Here is a 15,237-nt window from a genome sequence, read left to right as displayed (position 1 = left end):
TTCATCGCGACGATTGCATGAAAAATCGTACGCGTGAACGTAAAGAAATGTTATGCGCGAAATCCGACAGGCGGACACCCGACGACGACGTCTGACCGACCAAGGCTTCCCCGGCGCCGCCGGGTGCCGCTGCGGACCCCACCACGCCGCTCTCAGCCCAGAGCGGCGTTTTTCGCCCCGTCGCGCATGCATTTCAGCGATGCGCGGCGGGGCGCCCCACCGTGATGCGCGTGATGTCGCGCATCGATGCGACCGGCCGTGACCGGATCGCGTGTGTTCGTGACACGCGTTGCGCCATTGCAGCGAAACGCCTGTTCCGGCATCCGCGTTACGCGGCCGGCGTCTGGCCGATTTCGAAGTTCGACATGATCTCGAGCGCGCGCACGAGTGCCGAGTGATCCCATGCCTTGCCGCCGTGCGATGCGCACACGCTGAACAGTTGCTGCGCGCTGGCCGTGTGCGGCAGCGCGAGGCCGAGCTTGCGTGCGCCGTCGAGCGCGAGGTTCAGATCCTTCTGGTGCAGCTCGATGCGGAAGCCCGGATCGAACGTGCGCTTGGTCATGCGCGCGCCGTGCACTTCGAGGATGCGCGATGCGGCGAAGCCGCCCATCAGCGCCTGGCGCACGCGCTCCGGATCGGCGCCCGAGCGTGCGGCGAACAGCAGCGCTTCGCCGACCGCTTCGATGTTCAGCGCGACGATGATCTGGTTCGCGACCTTGCAGGTCTGGCCCGCGCCGTTGTCGCCGACGAGCGTGATGTTCTTGCCCATCTTCTCGAACAGCGGCTTCGCGCGCTCGAACGCCTTCTCAGGGCCGCCGACCATGATCGTCAGCGTCGCTTCGCGGGCGCCGACTTCGCCGCCGGACACCGGCGCGTCGAGGTAGTCGCAGCCGAGCGCATTGATCTGCTTCGCGAATGCCTGCGTGTCGAGCGGCGAGATCGAGCTCATGTCGATCACGAGCTTGCCGGCCGTCAGGCCCTTCGCGACGCCGTCGTCTGCGAACAGCACGTTACGCACGTCCGGCGTGTCCGGCACCATCGAGATGATGATGTCGGCGTGCTGCGCGACTTCGGTCGAGTTCGCGACGACCTTCGCGCTGCCGCGCAGATCGTCCGGAATCGGGAACGCGCCGTTCACGACGAGCTGATGATCGCCCTTGAGCAGGTTGCGCGCCATGTGCGCGCCCATGATGCCGAGGCCGATGAAACCGATGGTTGCCATGTGAAAGTCTCCTATAGGGGCGTATCTGGGGAAAGCCGCGGACGGGCGGATCTCAGGCCGCGCGACGCGCCGACGCCGGTGCGCAGCCGGCGACGCTTTGCAGCCAGCCGAGCCCTTCCGTCGTGGTGGTGCGCGGCTTGTATTCGCAGCCGACGTAGCCGGCATAGCCGAGCCGGTCGAGCAGCGCGAACAGGAACGCGTAGTTGATCTCGCCCGTACCCGGCTCGTTGCGGCCCGGGTTGTCCGCGAGCTGGACATGGCCGATCGATGCGAGGTTGCGTTCGATCGTCGCGGCCAGTTCGCCTTCCATGCGCTGCATGTGATAGATGTCGTACTGCAGGAACAGGTTGTCCGAGCCGACCGCGCGGATCACGTCGAGCCCTTCGGACGAGCGGTTCAGCGCGAAGCCCGGGATGTCGAAGCTGTTGCACGGTTCGACCAGCAGGCGGATGCCTTCGCGCTTCAGCGCATCGGCGGCGAAGCGCAGGTTGTCGACGATCGTGACGAACGTCTTGTCGCGCGCCGTGCTCGCCGACGGGATCCCGACGAGGCAGTTCAGCTGCGGCACCTTCAGCGCCTTCGCGTACTCGATCGCACGGCCGACCCCTTCCTGGAATTCGCCGACGCGATCGGGCAGGCACGCAATGCCGCGCTCGCCCTGATCCCAGTTGCCGGCCGGCAGGTTGTGCAGCACGAGGCGCAGGCGGTGCGTCTCGAGCCGCTCGGCGAGTTCCTCTTTCGCGTACGGGTACGGGAACAGGAACTCGACGGCGTCGAAGCCCGCGTCCGCGGCCGCCTTGAAGCGGTCGAGGAACGGCACTTCGTTGAACAGCATGGTCAGGTTTGCAGCAAACTTCGGCATGAGCTAAGCCTCTTCGGTCGGTCAGTCAAAAAATGGCGTGCGGATCAGTCGAGCATCGAGATCGCGGTCGGCGCGTGCTCGGCCTTCTCGGCGAGTTCCTCGAATTCGTTGATCGCGTCGATTTCGGTGCCCATCGAGATGTTGGTCACGCGCTCGAGGATCACTTCGACGACCACCGGCACGCTGAACTCTTCCGCGAGCGTTTGCGCCTGGCGCAGTGCCGGCTCGATTTCTTCCGGCTTGAACACGCGCAGCGCCTTGCAGCCGAGGCCTTCGGCAACCGCCACGTGATCGACGCCATAACCGTTCAGCTCCGGTGCGTTGACGTTGTCGAACGCGAGCTGCACGCAGTAGTCCATGTCGAACGCGCGCTGCGCCTGGCGGATCAGGCCGAGGTACGAGTTGTTCACGACGACGTGCACGTACGGCAGCTTGAATTGCGCGCCCGCGGCCAGTTCCTCGATCATGAACTGGAAGTCGTAGTCGCCGGACAGCGCGACGATCGGACGGCGCGGGTCGGCCGCACGCACGCCGAGCGCGGCAGGGATCGTCCAGCCGAGCGGGCCGGCCTGGCCGCAGTTGATCCAGTTGCGCGCCTTGAACACGTGCAGGAACTGCGAGGCGGCGATCTGCGACAGGCCGATCGTGCTGACGTAGCACGTATCGCGGCCGAACACCTTGTTCATCTCTTCGTACACGCGCTGCGGCTTGACCGGCACGTTGTCGAAGTGGGTCTTGCGCTGCAGCGTGCGCTTGCGCGCCTGGCACTCCGACACCCATTCGCTGCGGTCCTTCAGCTTGCCGGCGGCCTTCCATTCCCGCGCGACCGCGACGAACAGCTCGAGCGCCGCCTTCGCGTCGGACACGATGCCGAGATCGGGGCCGAACACACGGCCGATCTGCGTCGGTTCGATGTCGACGTGCACGAACTTGCGGCCCTTCGTGTAGACCTCGACACTGCCCGTGTGGCGGTTCGCCCAGCGGTTGCCGATGCCGAGCACGAAGTCGGACGCGAGCATCGTCGCGTTGCCGTAGCGGTGCGACGTCTGCAGGCCGACCATGCCGGCCATCAGCGGGTGGTCGTCGGCAATCGCGCCCCACGACATCAGCGTCGGGATCACCGGCACGCCGACCGTTTCGGCGAACTGCACGAGCAGGTCTTCGGCCGCCGCGTTGAGCACGCCGCCGCCCGACACGATCAGCGGCTTGTCCGCGTCGTTGAGCATCGCGAGTGCCTTCTCGATCTGCGCGCGGGTCGCCGCGGGCTTGTAGACCGGCAGCGGTTCATACGTGTCGATGTCGAATTCGATTTCGGCGAGCTGCACGTCGATCGGCAGATCGACCAGCACCGGGCCCGGACGGCCCGAGCGCATCAGGTGGAATGCCTGCTGGAACACGCGCGGCACGAGCGCCGGCTCGCGCACGGTGACGGCCCACTTGGTGACGGGCTTCGCGATCGACTCGATGTCGACGGCCTGGAAGTCTTCCTTGTACAGGCGTGCACGCGGGGCCTGGCCCGTGATCGCGAGGATCGGAATCGAGTCGGCCGATGCGGAGTAGAGGCCGGTGATCATGTCGGTGCCGGCGGGGCCCGACGTGCCGATGCACACGCCGATGTTGCCCGGTGCCGCACGCGTGAAGCCTTCGGCCATGTGCGACGCGCCTTCGACGTGGCGCGCCAGCACGTGGCTGATGCCGCCCGACTTGCGCATCGCGGAATAGAACGGGTTGATTGCCGCGCCCGGCACGCCGAACGCGGTCTGGATGCCTTCCTTCTCGAGCACGAGTACGGCTGCGTCGACGGCTCTCATCTTGGCCATGAATGTCTCCTTGGATAGTCGGATCTTGCGAATCGGTCTGTTGGCAACACTTTAGGGACGCAGGAAAGGTTTGATAAGATCAGCCGAAGTCGCTTATTTCGAAACTAAAAGTATGGAATGACGGCCGGACGGGGCTTCCCGCCGGTGTCGGAGCCGGGACGGAGGCAGCAGATGGATCGTTTCAAGCAGATCGAGACGTTCGTGCGGGTCGCGGACGCGGGCAGCCTCGCGGCGGCCGCGCTCGAGGAGGGCGTGTCGCCGGTGGTGCTCGGGCGGCGCATCGACGCGCTCGAGAAGCGCCTCGGCGTGAAGCTGATGTACCGCTCGACGCGGCGGCTGGTGGTCAGCGAGGAGGGGGCCGCGTTCCTCGAGCGCTGCCGCGGGCTGCTGTCCGAATGGGACCAGGCCGAGAACGAACTGGCCGCCGGGCGGCGCGCGGTCAGCGGGCATCTGATCGTGTCCGCGCCGGCCGCGTTCGGCCGCAAGCACGTCGCGCCGCACGCGCCCGGTTTTCTCGCCGACAAGCCGGAAATGCAGCTGTCGTTCAACCTGACCGACCGCGTCGTCGATCTCGTGCGCGAAGGCTACGACCTGTCGATCCGAATCGGCGGCTCGGTCGATCCGAACTTCGTCGCGGTGAAGCTCGCGTCGAACCGGCGCGTCGTGTGCGGTACGCCCGAGTATTTCCGCAAGCACGGCCGGCCGAAGTCGCTCGACGACCTGCTGAAGCACAACTGTCTCGCGTTCAACCTGCAGGGCGGCCAGAACCGCGGCTGGTATTTCCAGCGCCACGGCAAGATCGTGACGATGCGGGTGGCCGGCAACCTGGACTGCAACGACGGCGAGCTGCTGCATCGCTGGGTGGCCGAGAGCCTCGGGCTCGGCTGGCGCTCGACCTGGGAAATCGCCGCGCAGCTCGAAACGGGCGAACTCGAGACGGTGCTCGACGAATACGCGCTGCCCGACTACGACATCCTCGCGGTCTACCCGCAGCAGCGCTACGTGCCGGCGCGCGTGCGCTACTTCATCGACTACCTGCGCGACGCCTATGCGCGCCCCGGCTACTGGAGCAGCACGCCGTAACGAGCGCGGCCGGTTCGTTCCGCGAATTTTTTGCGCTTCATCGGCTTCGTGCGGGAATAAACTCGACGCAGCGGCGGTAAGGTCATCGAGTGCGCGCGCTGCCGGTCTGTCCGGGCGCCGGGCGCGAGACCGGACGCGACTTCGGACGCGAGACGTGTGCGGCTTCGGCCGCCGGAACAGGAGGCCATGTGGGGCAAGCCGGACAGGCGGTCGACGAGCGGCCAGGAGACGACGCGCTCGCACGCGGCGAGCGGTTTCGCGCGCTCGTGCTGCCGCATCTCGACGCCGCGTACAACCTCGCGCGCTGGCTGAGCGGCAACGCGGGCGACGCGGACGACGTCGTGCAAGACGCATGCATGCGCGCGCTGCGCTTCGTCGACTCGTGTCGCGGCGACAACGCGCGGCCTTGGCTGCTGACGATCGTGCGCCACACCTGGTACACCGAGTGGCGCCGCCGCACCCACGCGCACGAGGTCGCGCTGCCCGACACGCTCGACGACACCGAGGTGCCCGACGACTGGCAGCCGGCGACCGAGGATCCGCTCGTGCACCTGCTGCGCGGCGAGAACGTGCGGCTCGTGAACGCGGCGCTCGCGAAGCTGCCGTCCGAATACCGCGAGGTGCTGGTGCTGCGCGAGATGGAGGATTTGAGTTACCGCGAGATCGCGGCGATCGCCGACATACCGGTCGGCACCGTGATGTCGCGGCTCGCGCGCGGCCGGCGTCGGCTCGCCGCGCTGCTGGTCGGCACGCAGACGCCGGCACGCGAAAGCGCGCCGGGACGTGCGTCGGCGGGCGGAACCGCATCGGAGGCGATCGATGGACTGTAACGAAGCGCGCGCATTGCTGGACGCGGACGTCGACCGCGAGCTGTCGGCGCCCGATGCGTTGCGCGTCCAGCGGCATGTCGAAGGGTGCGACGCGTGCCGCCGCGAACGCGCGCGGATCGTCGCGCTCGCGCGGGCCGTGCGGCAGGCGGACTATCACCGCGTGCCGGATGCGCTGCGCGCGAGCATCCTCGCCGCGCTGCCGGCGGCAGGTGGCGGGCAGGAACGGGCGCGCGGCGCGGCCCGTGCGGAACCCGCACCGGAGCCGGACGAAGCTGCAGCGCGGCCGCAGCCGCAGCCCGGGCCTCGGCCTCGGCCGAGCGGTCGCCGCTGGTTCGCATGGCCGGCCGAGCGCGGCGTATCGGCTCGCCCGGCGTCTGCCGGGCCGGGGCCGCGGGTCGGGGCGTTGCCCGGGCTCGGCTGGGGCGTGGCGCTGGTGGTTGCGCTCGCGGCGGCAGCCGGGATGGTGTTGTCCACCCACCGCGCCGATACCGACCAGACGGTCGACGAACTGGTCGCGAGCCACGTGCGGGCCGGCCTGTCGGCACGCGATATCGACGTGATCTCGACCGACCGGCACACCGTCAAGCCGTGGTTCAACGGCCGGCTCGACTATGCGCCGCCGGTCGAGGACCTGGCGGCGAGCGGCTTCCCGCTGGCCGGCGGCCGGCTCGACTACGTCGGGCGCCGCCGCGTCGCGGTGCTCGTGTACCGCTATCGGCAGCACGTGATCGACGTGTACGTGCGTCCGGCCGGAGAAGGGCGCGATCGCGCACCGTACGCGACCGTGTCGCAGGGCTATGCGCTCGATCGCTGGGACGCGGCAGGGATGACGTGGTGGGCCGTGACCGACGCCGAGCCGTCGGCGCTCGCCGCGTTCCGGACGGCGCTCGACACGCGGCTCGGCGTAGCCCGCAGCGAGTGACGGCAGGCCGTGCCAGGCCTGCCCGAAGCTCCGTCCCCAATTCCCGAGCGGTCACGCGGGCGGCCGTTTTGGCCGGCGGCGCTGCCGCATCCGTCAAGTCGTTGAAAACATGGCCGAATCCGGTCGGGAATCGTCGATCGGGCTTGCATGCGCCCCGTAACCGGGTTAGAATCTTCGGCTTCTCACTTGCCACACCGGTTCAGACGCCCGGGTGGCTTTAATCCACAAGGAGTGTGTATGCGTCATTACGAAATCGTATTCATCGTGCACCCCGATCAGAGCGAGCAAGTGCCCGCGATGATCGAGCGTTACAAGACCACGATCACGACGCACGGCGGCCAGATCCACCGTGTCGAAGACTGGGGCCGTCGCCAACTGGCCTACATGATCGAGAAACTCGCGAAGGCTCACTACGTCTGCATGAACATCGAGTGCGACCAGACGACGCTCGACGAACTCGAACACGCGTTCAAGTTCAACGACGCCGTGCTGCGCCACCTCATCGTCAAGATGAAGAAGGCCGAGACCGGCCCGTCGCCGATGATGAAGGAAGTTCAGCGCGAAGAAGCCAAGAAGGCGGCTGCAGCTCAGCCGACCGAAGCGCAGGCTTAAGTTCGTCACTCATTAAGCCACCAAGGAGCGCGCGACTCACGTGAACAGGATGCAATTGACGGCGAGCGTCGTCGAACGCGCACCGGTGCGATATACGCCGGCAGGTGTTCCGATCGCAAGCGCCACGTTGCATCACCGCACGGAAGTCGTCGAAGCAGGCATTCCCCGTCAGGTCGAATTGACGATCGAGGCGGTGGCGGCCGGTGAGGCGAGCGGCAAGCTGGAAAGTCGTGAAATGGGCGTCGAAACGCTGTTCACGGGCTTCCTGGCAAAGAAAAGCCGCAACGCGAGAACCTTGGTGTTTCACATCACTGCATTGCAGGACATAGGAAAGGACTGAAATCATGGCCCGCCCGACTGGTAAGAAATTCGACAAGCGTCGTCAGCAACAAAACCCGCTCTTCAAGCGCAAGAAGTTCTGCCGTTTCACGGCTGCCGGCGTCGAGCAGATCGACTACAAGGACACGGAAACGCTGAAGGACTTCATCGGCGAAAACGGCAAGATCACGCCGGCTCGTCTGACGGGTACGAAGGCGCACTATCAGCGTCAGCTGGATACGGCAATCAAGCGTGCGCGTTTCCTCGCGCTGCTGCCGTACACCGATCAGCACAAGGCGTAATCAGGCGACGCAATAAGGAGAATTCGAATGCAAATCATTCTGTTGGAAAAAGTCGCCAATCTGGGCAACCTCGGCGATATCGTCAAGGTCAAGGACGGTTACGCTCGCAACTTCCTGATCCCGAACCGCAAGGCTCGCCGTGCAACGAAGGAAGCGATCGCTGAATTCGAAGTTCGCCGCGCTGAACTCGAAAAGATCGCCGCTGAAAAGCTGGCGGCATCGCAGGCAGTCGGCGAGAAGCTGAACGGCCAGACGTTCGAAATCACGCAGAAGTCGGGCGTTGACGGCCGTCTGTTCGGCTCGGTCACGAACGGCGACGTCGCGGAACTGCTGAAGAAGGCAGGTTTCGAAGTCGAGAAGCTGCAAGTGCGCATGCCGGAAGGCCCGCTGAAGATGATCGGCGAGCACAACGTCCAGGTCGCGCTGCACACGGACGTCGTCGTCGACGTCACGATCAACGTGATCGGCGACCACGCGTAAGCGTATGCAAGCTTTCCGGGCGGCTTCCGCCGTCCGGACAAGGGCAGGCGCCCGGGCAACCGGGGCCTGCCTTTTTTATTGCCCGCTCGCCGGCAAGCGGTGGTAGCGCTGCCGCGATCTATTCGCGATAATCCCAACCCATGAACGCGCCGCAAGATCCTCAAATCGAATCGCTGAAAGTCCCGCCGCATTCGGTCGAAGCCGAACAGTCGGTGCTCGGCGGCCTGTTGCTCGACAACGCGGCATGGGACCGGATTGCCGACTTCCTGTCGCAGGGCGACTTCTATCGCTACGACCACCGGATCATCTACGAGCACATCGGCCGGCTGATCGCGTCGACGCGCCCGGCCGACGTCGTGACCGTGTACGAAGCGCTGGTCACGTCCGGCAAGGCCGACGACGTTGGCGGCCTCGCGTACCTGAACGCACTCGCGCAGAACACGCCGAGCGCCGCGAACATCCGTCGCTATGCGGAGATCGTGCGCGACCGCGCGGTGTTGCGCCGGCTGGTGTCGGTCGCCGACGAAATCTCGGCCGATGCGTTCAATCCGCAGGGCAAGGAAGTTCGCCAGCTGCTCGACGAGGCCGAGTCGAAGGTGTTCTCGATCGCCGAAGAGGGCGCGCGCGGCAACCAGGGCTTCCTCGAGATCGGCCCGCTGCTCACGCAGGTCGTCGAGCGCATCGACACGCTGTACCACACCGCGAACCCGAGCGACGTCACGGGCACGCCGACGGGCTTCGTCGACCTCGACCGGATGACCTCCGGGATGCACGGCGGCGAGCTGATCATCGTGGCGGGAAGACCGTCGATGGGCAAAACGGCCTTCTCGATGAACATCGGCGAATACGTCGCGGTCGAGTACGGGCTGCCGGTCGCGGTGTTCTCGATGGAAATGCCGGGCACCCAGCTCGTGATGCGTATGCTCGGCTCGATCGGCCGGCTCGACCAGCACCGGATGCGTACCGGCCGCCTGACCGACGAGGACTGGCCGAAGCTGACCCACGCGGTGCAGAAGATGAGCGAGGCGCAGCTCTTCATCGACGAGACGGGTGGCCTGAACCCGATGGAATTGCGTTCGCGCGCGCGGCGTCTGGCGCGCCAGTGCGGCAAGCTCGGCCTGATCATCGTCGACTACCTGCAGCTGATGTCGGGTTCGTCGCAGGGCGAGAACCGCGCGACCGAAATCTCGGAAATCTCGCGATCGCTGAAGAGTCTGGCGAAGGAGCTCGACGTGCCGGTGATCGCGCTGTCGCAGCTGAACCGCGGTCTGGAACAGCGTCCGAACAAGCGTCCGGTGATGTCCGATTTGCGTGAATCGGGCGCAATCGAACAGGACGCGGACGTGATCCTGTTCATTTACCGTGACGAAGTCTACAACCCGGACAGCCCGGACAAAGGGACGGCCGAAATCATCATCGGCAAGCAGCGTAACGGTCCGATCGGCCCTGTTCGGCTCACGTTCCTGGGTCAATACACGAAGTTCGATAATTTTGCAGGGGCGCAGACGTTCTACGGCGAATAACACTTCCGCGCCGATTGTAAAGTCCTAAATCACCAAGCGTTGTATCCAATCCCGGCGCGCGCATGTGCGCGCGTCGCGTCGCGACCGAAAACGGTACAATGTCGCCCGTTTTCGTGACAGTAGTTTGACAATCTCTCAGGAATCCCATGTTCGGTCGATTCATGCCCACCGAGGGCAAGTTCTTTGAACTCTTCAACGCGCACGCGAAGCACATCGTTTCCGGTGGCCGCGAACTCGAACTGCTGATCGACAATCTCGCCGACGCCGAGATTCACAAGCAAAACGTGCAGAAGGCCGAGAAGGCCGCCGACAAGCTGACGCATGAAGCGATCGATCTGCTGCACAAGACCTTCATCACGCCGCTCGATCGCGACGAGATCCACAAGCTGATCACGACGATGGACGACATCCTCGACCTGATGGAAGACGTCGCGACGGCCGTATCGCTGTACGACGTGCAGTCCGTCACGTCCGAGGCGAGCCAGCTCGCGCACATCGTCACGCAGTCGGCGCAACACGTGCAGCAGGCCGTCGGCTTGCTGTCCGACATGAAGCAGTCGGCGCAGATCCTCAAGCAGTGCGAGGAGATCGACCGCTGGGAATCGGAAGCCGACCGCGTGCTGCGCTCGGCCATGTCGAAGCTGTTCCGCGAGGAAGACGACGTGAAGACGCTCATCAAGCTGAAGGCGATCTACGAGCTGCTCGAAGAGATCACCGACAAGTGCGAGGACGTCGCGAACATCATCGAAGGCATCGTGCTGGAAAACGCCTGAGCGGACCACGATGCATTCGATACAACTCGCCCTATGGATGGTCGCGACGCTGGTGCTGGTCGCGCTCGTATTCGACTTCATGAACGGCTTCCACGACGCGGCGAACTCGATCGCCACCGTCGTGTCGACCGGGGTGCTGAAGCCCCAGCAGGCCGTCGTGTTCGCGGCCGCGTTCAACGTGATCGCCTATTTCATCTTCCACCTGAAGGTCGCGCAGACGGTCGGCAAAGGCACGATCGATCCCGAGATCGTCGACCACTACGTCGTGTTCGGCGCGCTGGTCGGTGCGATCGGCTGGAACGTGATCACCTGGTACTACGGGATCCCGTCGAGCTCGTCGCACGCGCTGATCGGCGGCCTCGTCGGCGCGGCGCTCGCGAAGTCGGGCTGGAGCTCGCTGAACATCGACGGGCTGCTGAAGACGATTGCGTTCATCTTCATTTCGCCGCTGCTCGGTTTCATCCTCGGTTCGCTGTTCATGCTCGGCGTGTCGTGGCTGTACTTCCGGACCGCGCCCAGCAAGGTCGACCGGCGCTTCCGGCGGCTGCAGCTGCTGTCGGCCGGCCTGTACAGCCTGGGCCACGGCGGTAACGACGCGCAGAAGACGATCGGCATCATCTGGATGCTGCTGATCGCGAGCGGCTACGCGTCGGCAACCGCCGATGCGCCGCCGGCGTGGGTGATCGGCGCGTGCTACCTGTCGATGGGCCTCGGCACGCTGTTCGGCGGCTGGCGCATCGTGCGCACGATGGGACAGAAGATCACGAAGCTCAAGCCGGTCGGCGGTTTCTGTGCCGAAAGCGGCGGGGCGATCACGCTGTTCATCGCGTCGTTCCTCGGCATTCCGGTGTCGACCACGCACACGATCACCGGTGCGATCGTCGGTGTCGGCGCGACGCAGAAGCTGTCGGCCGTGCGCTGGGGCGTCGCCGGCAATATCGTGTGGGCGTGGGTGCTGACGCTGCCTGCAGCCGCGCTGTTCGCAGCCGGCGGGTGGTGGCTCGGGCATCAGATCTTCTGATCGCCGACACGGCCTGATCGACACGAAATGCGCCGCAAGCCGAAAGGCTGCGGCGCATTTTCTTTGGTGGTCCGGAAAAGTGCGGCGAACGGTGACGCAGCCGCGGAACGCGTGTGTCAGTAACTGCCGTTCGCGAAGCGGGCGATCGGATCGTCCGCGGTGCCGGTGCGCGGGCTGACCGGCGCGGATTGCGTCGACGCACGCAGCACCTGCACGGGCTCGAGGCTGCGCGGCGATGACGGCGCCGCGGCCGCGGGCGGCGGTTCCGCGTCGAATGCGGCCGCCTCGGCGGCCGTCAGCGCGGTGGTCGGAATCTGCGTGCCGGTCTCGGCCCGGCCGGTCGGCGCATTCTCCGTCATGGCCGTCATGGCCGTCATGTCGCCATTCGCGGGCGCTGCCTGCTGCTGCGCGGTCTGCATGCGCGGCGGCGGCGGCTCGTACGCATCGGCGGTCGGTGCGGCGGCGGGAGCGACCGCCGGCGCAACCGCGGCGGTCGCTACGACCGGAGCGGCCGACGGTGCGACGCTGGCCCGCGACGAAGCATTGGCACGTTGCCGCGGGGCGGCGGCAGCAGCGACGACGGGAGCCGCCGCCGGTGCATCGCGCCGTGCCTCGTAAGTCGGCGCATCGAACGGCGTTGGCGCCCCGCGCGGCGGCGCGACCCGGCGAATGCCGTCGAAGCGCTTGGCCCAGTACGGGTTCGTCAGGTAATCGAGCCGCACGGTGCCACCGGTCGACGGCGCGTTGACGAAGCGCAGCTTGCCGACGTAGATGCCGACGTGCGAATGCGGACGCCCGGTCGTGTTGAAGAAGATCAGGTCGCCCGGCGCGACCTGGTCGGGGTCGATCGACACGCCGCGGCTGCTCATGTCGGCGGTCGTGCGCGGCAGGTTCACGTCGGCCGCGCGGTCGAGCACGTAGCGCACGAGGCCGCTGCAGTCGAAACCACTGGTCGGCGTGTTGCCGCCCCAGCGATACGGGACGCCGACGAGGCTCATCGCCTGGATCGAGATTTCTTCCTGGCCGACGCTGTGATCGACGAATTTCGGGAAATTGGCGGGCGGCGGGAATGCGCGCGGCGTCGTGATCTTCATGCCGGAGGTGCGCGACGCCGACTCCGGCGGCACGCTGGAGCAGGCCGCGAGCAGTGAAACGACGGCGACGGGAACCCAGATTCGATGCATGACAAGGCGCACGAGCGCGGCACGCTCGCGAATCGTATGACAACAGACAGACCCGATGGTAGACGTTCCGGCGGGGCTTAGGCAACCATTCCTGAGAATTTACTTGAAGTTTCGCGCGTAAGTGCGGCTGTTGCGTAACGAACGATGACGAACGCCTCCGACCCCACAAATGAAAACGGCGCTCCGGAAACGGAGCGCCGCGTGGGCGTCGAAGGCCGGCGAGCCGCCGGCGTATCGCGTTAGAGGATGTCCGACGCGTAGTCGGCGAGCCGCGAGCGTTCGCCGCGTGCGAGGGTCACGTGGCCGCTGTGGCCCCAGCCCTTGAAGCGGTCGACGACGTAGGTCAGGCCCGAGCTGCCTTCGGTCAGGTAAGGCGTGTCGATCTGCGCGATGTTGCCGAGGCACACGATCTTCGTGCCGGGGCCCGCGCGCGTCACGAGCGTCTTCATCTGTTTCGGCGTCAGGTTCTGCGCTTCGTCGATGATCAGATACTTGTCGACGAACGTGCGGCCGCGCATGAAGTTCATGCTCTTCACCTTCAGGCGCGAACGGATCAGTTCCTGCGTCGCCGCACGGCCCCATTCGCCGGCTGCGTCATCGGTCTTCTGCAGCACTTCGAGGTTGTCGTCGAATGCGCCCATCCACGGCTGCATCTTCTCTTCCTCGGTGCCGGGCAGGAAGCCGATGTCCTCGCCGACGGGCACGGTCGCGCGCGTCACGATGATCTCGTTGTAGCGCTTGTCGTCGAGCACCTGCGCGAGGCCGGCCGCGAGCGCGACGAGCGTCTTGCCGGTGCCGGCCTGGCCGAGCAGCGTGACGAAGTCGATCTCGGGGTTCATCAGCAGGTTCAGCGCGAAATTCTGCTCGCGGTTGCGCGCGGTGATGCCCCACACGTTGTTCTTGTGGTGGCTGTAGTCGCGCAGCGTCTGCAGCAGCGCCGTCTTGCCGTTCAGCTCGCGGACGATCGCGTGGAACGTCGGCTCGCCGTTCTGCGGCTCGAGATAGACGAACTCGTTGACGAGCATCGACGCGACGAGCGGGCCCGTCACGCGGTAGTACGTGGTGCCCGTCTTCGTGTCCTGCCAGCTCTCCATCCCCTTCGCGTGCTTGGTCCAGAAGTCCTGCGGCAGTTCGCGCACGCCGTTATAAAGGAGATCCTTGTCCTCGAGTACCTGGTCGTTGAAGTAGTCTTCCGCGGGCAGGCCGAGCGCATGCGCCTTGATCCGCATGTTGATGTCTTTCGACACCAGCACGACCTGGCGGTCCGGCCGGTCGCGCTGCAGCGCGCGCACGACACCGAGGATCTGGTTGTCGGCCTTGCCCTCGGGCAGACCTTCGACCGGCGCGATGTCGGCCAGCTTCGTCTGGAAGTACAGGCGGCCGAGCGCCTCGCGGCTGCCGAGGCGCGACAGCGGAATGCCCGCCGAGATCGGGCCGCCGTCGGCGACCAGCGCGTCGAGCGTGCGGCTGACCTGGCGCGCGTTGCGCGCGACTTCCGACATCCCCTTCTTGTGATTGTCGAGTTCCTCGAGCGTCATCATCGGCAGATAGACGTCGTGTTCCTCGAAACGGAAGAGGCTGCTGGGGTCGTGCATCAGCACGTTGGTGTCGAGCACGAACAGCTTCTGCAGTTCGCCATCGGCCGGCTTGCGGCTGCGCGACTTCGTCGCGGCGCCGGCATCGCGCGCGGGCGCCGCGGCAGGCTTGCCGGCGGCGGGCTTGTCGTTGCGTGCGACGACCGGTGCGGCAGGCGCCGCCGGTTCGGCCGGTGCCTGCAGCGGCTGCAGCAATGCGGCCGTCTGTCTGGTCTTGCGCCCGCGAGCGGGCGTGCCGGCGGCTTCCTGCGCCGACGCCGCGACGGCGCGCAGCGGCGCGGCCGTGTTCGCGGCTTCGGTCATCGGTTGGGCCACGCTGGCCGGGCCATAGTCACCGGCTGTGGATGCGTCCCCTTCGGCGGATTTCTTCGCGGCTTTCGCGGGCCGCGCTTTCGCCTTGTATTCGTCGGGCGGCAGAAGGCTGCCGAGCTTGCTGGGGGGAGTAGGCAAAGGCATGGTGTCCCTCGGGAGGAATCGTGTCGCATGACGTGCGCCGCTGATCGCATCCTGCGTGACGTAGACGCATGCAGTTTGCGCGCGGTGGCGCACAGGAATTTCGTCGAGCCGGTTCGCCTGAGTGTCGATCAACTCCTTGACGAGGTGAGGGCCGGACCGAGAGCCGGCGCGCAGTCCATAAAAAAAGCCGCTGCCCCGTGGACCGGGACATGCGGCTCGGCTGATACCGTCGTG

The 15,237-nt window shown here is 66.1% G+C and carries 15 protein-coding genes and 1 pseudogene; 11 read left to right on the top strand and 5 right to left on the bottom strand.

Features of this window, described 5'->3' with window-relative positions; translation table 11 throughout:
* Positions 1-328: 328 nt before the first annotated feature.
* Genes C7H84_RS11535 through gcl form a run of 3 tightly spaced genes read right to left on the bottom strand, consistent with a single transcriptional unit; the run spans position 329 to position 3,904 of the window.
* Entirely contained in the window at positions 329-1,387 is a 1,059-nt protein-coding gene (locus tag C7H84_RS11535) for a 2-hydroxy-3-oxopropionate reductase (protein ID WP_346428382.1), read from the bottom strand.
* The gene (gene hyi, locus C7H84_RS11530) at positions 1,275-2,084 is read right to left on the bottom strand and encodes a hydroxypyruvate isomerase (RefSeq protein WP_011549644.1); all 810 of its coding nucleotides are present in this window, start codon (positions 2,082-2,084) and stop codon (positions 1,275-1,277) included. The genes C7H84_RS11535 and hyi overlap by 113 nt, the downstream gene beginning before the upstream one ends.
* A 44-nt stretch (positions 2,085-2,128) precedes the next feature.
* Positions 2,129-3,904: a glyoxylate carboligase gene (gene gcl / locus C7H84_RS11525; RefSeq protein WP_121858934.1), complete on the bottom strand. Its 1,776-nt coding sequence runs from the start codon at positions 3,902-3,904 to the stop codon at positions 2,129-2,131.
* Between the two features lie 171 nt (positions 3,905-4,075).
* Here gcl and C7H84_RS11520 point away from each other — a divergent pair, with 171 nt between their 5' ends.
* The 10 genes from C7H84_RS11520 to C7H84_RS11470 all read left to right on the top strand — a co-directional run bounded on the left by C7H84_RS11520 (position 4,076) and on the right by C7H84_RS11470 (position 11,768).
* Complete coding sequence (locus C7H84_RS11520; RefSeq protein ID WP_121858933.1) at positions 4,076-4,987, top strand: LysR family transcriptional regulator; 912 nt, start codon at positions 4,076-4,078, stop codon at positions 4,985-4,987.
* A 188-nt stretch (positions 4,988-5,175) separates the two neighbouring features.
* On the top strand, positions 5,176-5,817 hold the full coding sequence (locus C7H84_RS11515) for an RNA polymerase sigma factor (RefSeq protein ID WP_121858932.1): 642 nt from the start codon (positions 5,176-5,178) through the stop codon (positions 5,815-5,817).
* Complete coding sequence (locus C7H84_RS11510) at positions 5,807-6,739, top strand: zf-HC2 domain-containing protein (protein ID WP_121858931.1); 933 nt, start codon at positions 5,807-5,809, stop codon at positions 6,737-6,739. The genes C7H84_RS11515 and C7H84_RS11510 overlap by 11 nt, the downstream gene beginning before the upstream one ends.
* A gap of 237 nt (positions 6,740-6,976) precedes the next feature.
* Positions 6,977-7,351: a 30S ribosomal protein S6 gene (gene rpsF / locus C7H84_RS11505; RefSeq protein ID WP_006755436.1), complete on the top strand. Its 375-nt coding sequence runs from the start codon at positions 6,977-6,979 to the stop codon at positions 7,349-7,351.
* Positions 7,352-7,391: 40 nt separating this feature from the next.
* Positions 7,392-7,691: a primosomal replication protein N gene (gene priB / locus C7H84_RS11500; protein WP_121858930.1), complete on the top strand. Its 300-nt coding sequence runs from the start codon at positions 7,392-7,394 to the stop codon at positions 7,689-7,691.
* Between the two features lie 4 nt (positions 7,692-7,695).
* A complete protein-coding gene (rpsR, locus tag C7H84_RS11495; protein ID WP_004193360.1) occupies positions 7,696-7,971 on the top strand; it encodes a 30S ribosomal protein S18 in 276 nt (91 codons plus the stop codon).
* A 27-nt stretch (positions 7,972-7,998) separates the two neighbouring features.
* Positions 7,999-8,451 carry a 50S ribosomal protein L9 gene (gene rplI, locus C7H84_RS11490; RefSeq protein ID WP_121858929.1) on the top strand — a complete coding sequence of 151 codons (453 nt, stop codon included), beginning with the start codon at positions 7,999-8,001 and terminating at the stop codon, positions 8,449-8,451.
* A 140-nt stretch (positions 8,452-8,591) separates the two neighbouring features.
* On the top strand, positions 8,592-9,974 hold the full coding sequence (locus C7H84_RS11485) for a replicative DNA helicase (protein ID WP_121858928.1): 1,383 nt from the start codon (positions 8,592-8,594) through the stop codon (positions 9,972-9,974).
* Between the two features lie 146 nt (positions 9,975-10,120).
* A complete protein-coding gene (locus C7H84_RS11475) occupies positions 10,121-10,747 on the top strand; it encodes a DUF47 domain-containing protein (RefSeq protein ID WP_121858926.1) in 627 nt (208 codons plus the stop codon).
* A gap of 10 nt (positions 10,748-10,757) precedes the next feature.
* The gene (locus C7H84_RS11470) at positions 10,758-11,768 is read left to right on the top strand and encodes an inorganic phosphate transporter (protein ID WP_096503049.1); all 1,011 of its coding nucleotides are present in this window, start codon (positions 10,758-10,760) and stop codon (positions 11,766-11,768) included.
* A 116-nt stretch (positions 11,769-11,884) separates the two neighbouring features.
* Here C7H84_RS11470 and C7H84_RS11465 read toward each other — a convergent pair whose 3' ends face one another.
* Both C7H84_RS11465 and C7H84_RS11460 read right to left on the bottom strand, forming a co-directional pair.
* Positions 11,885-12,952, bottom strand: a complete 1,068-nt coding sequence (locus C7H84_RS11465; RefSeq protein ID WP_121858925.1) for a C40 family peptidase — start codon at positions 12,950-12,952, stop codon at positions 11,885-11,887.
* A gap of 239 nt (positions 12,953-13,191) precedes the next feature.
* Entirely contained in the window at positions 13,192-15,003 is a 1,812-nt protein-coding gene (locus tag C7H84_RS11460) for a PhoH family protein (RefSeq protein WP_121858924.1), read from the bottom strand.
* Here C7H84_RS11460 and C7H84_RS37145 point away from each other — a divergent pair.
* Positions 14,899-15,143 (top strand): annotated as a pseudogene (locus C7H84_RS37145) (hypothetical protein); the annotation flags it as partial. The gene C7H84_RS11460 and the pseudogene C7H84_RS37145 overlap by 105 nt on opposite strands.
* Positions 15,144-15,237 lie beyond the last annotated feature (94 nt).

It is taken from the genome of Burkholderia sp. Nafp2/4-1b (assembly GCF_003635165.1).
Classification (GTDB): domain Bacteria; phylum Pseudomonadota; class Gammaproteobacteria; order Burkholderiales; family Burkholderiaceae; genus Burkholderia.
This window is presented reverse-complemented; position numbering and strand designations above follow the sequence as displayed.

Bases quoted from the DNA above. Each gene is read 5' to 3' on its own strand.
- C7H84_RS11535 (WP_346428382.1), bottom strand. From the start codon at position 1,387: ATGCCGGCTACGTCGGCTGCGAATACAAGCCGCGCACCACCACGACGG.
- hyi (WP_011549644.1), bottom strand. From the start codon at position 2,084: ATGCCGAAGTTTGCTGCAAACCTGACCATGCTGTTCAACGAAGTGCCG.
- gcl (WP_121858934.1), bottom strand. From the start codon at position 3,904: ATGGCCAAGATGAGAGCCGTCGACGCAGCCGTACTCGTGCTCGAGAAG.
- C7H84_RS11520 (WP_121858933.1), top strand. From the start codon at position 4,076: ATGGATCGTTTCAAGCAGATCGAGACGTTCGTGCGGGTCGCGGACGCG.
- C7H84_RS11510 (WP_121858931.1), top strand. From the start codon at position 5,807: ATGGACTGTAACGAAGCGCGCGCATTGCTGGACGCGGACGTCGACCGC.
- rpsF (WP_006755436.1), top strand. From the start codon at position 6,977: ATGCGTCATTACGAAATCGTATTCATCGTGCACCCCGATCAGAGCGAG.
- rpsR (WP_004193360.1), top strand. From the start codon at position 7,696: ATGGCCCGCCCGACTGGTAAGAAATTCGACAAGCGTCGTCAGCAACAA.
- rplI (WP_121858929.1), top strand. From the start codon at position 7,999: ATGCAAATCATTCTGTTGGAAAAAGTCGCCAATCTGGGCAACCTCGGC.
- C7H84_RS11485 (WP_121858928.1), top strand. From the start codon at position 8,592: ATGAACGCGCCGCAAGATCCTCAAATCGAATCGCTGAAAGTCCCGCCG.
- C7H84_RS11475 (WP_121858926.1), top strand. From the start codon at position 10,121: ATGTTCGGTCGATTCATGCCCACCGAGGGCAAGTTCTTTGAACTCTTC.
- C7H84_RS11470 (WP_096503049.1), top strand. From the start codon at position 10,758: ATGCATTCGATACAACTCGCCCTATGGATGGTCGCGACGCTGGTGCTG.
- C7H84_RS11465 (WP_121858925.1), bottom strand. From the start codon at position 12,952: ATGCATCGAATCTGGGTTCCCGTCGCCGTCGTTTCACTGCTCGCGGCC.
- C7H84_RS11460 (WP_121858924.1), bottom strand. From the start codon at position 15,003: ATGCCTTTGCCTACTCCCCCCAGCAAGCTCGGCAGCCTTCTGCCGCCC.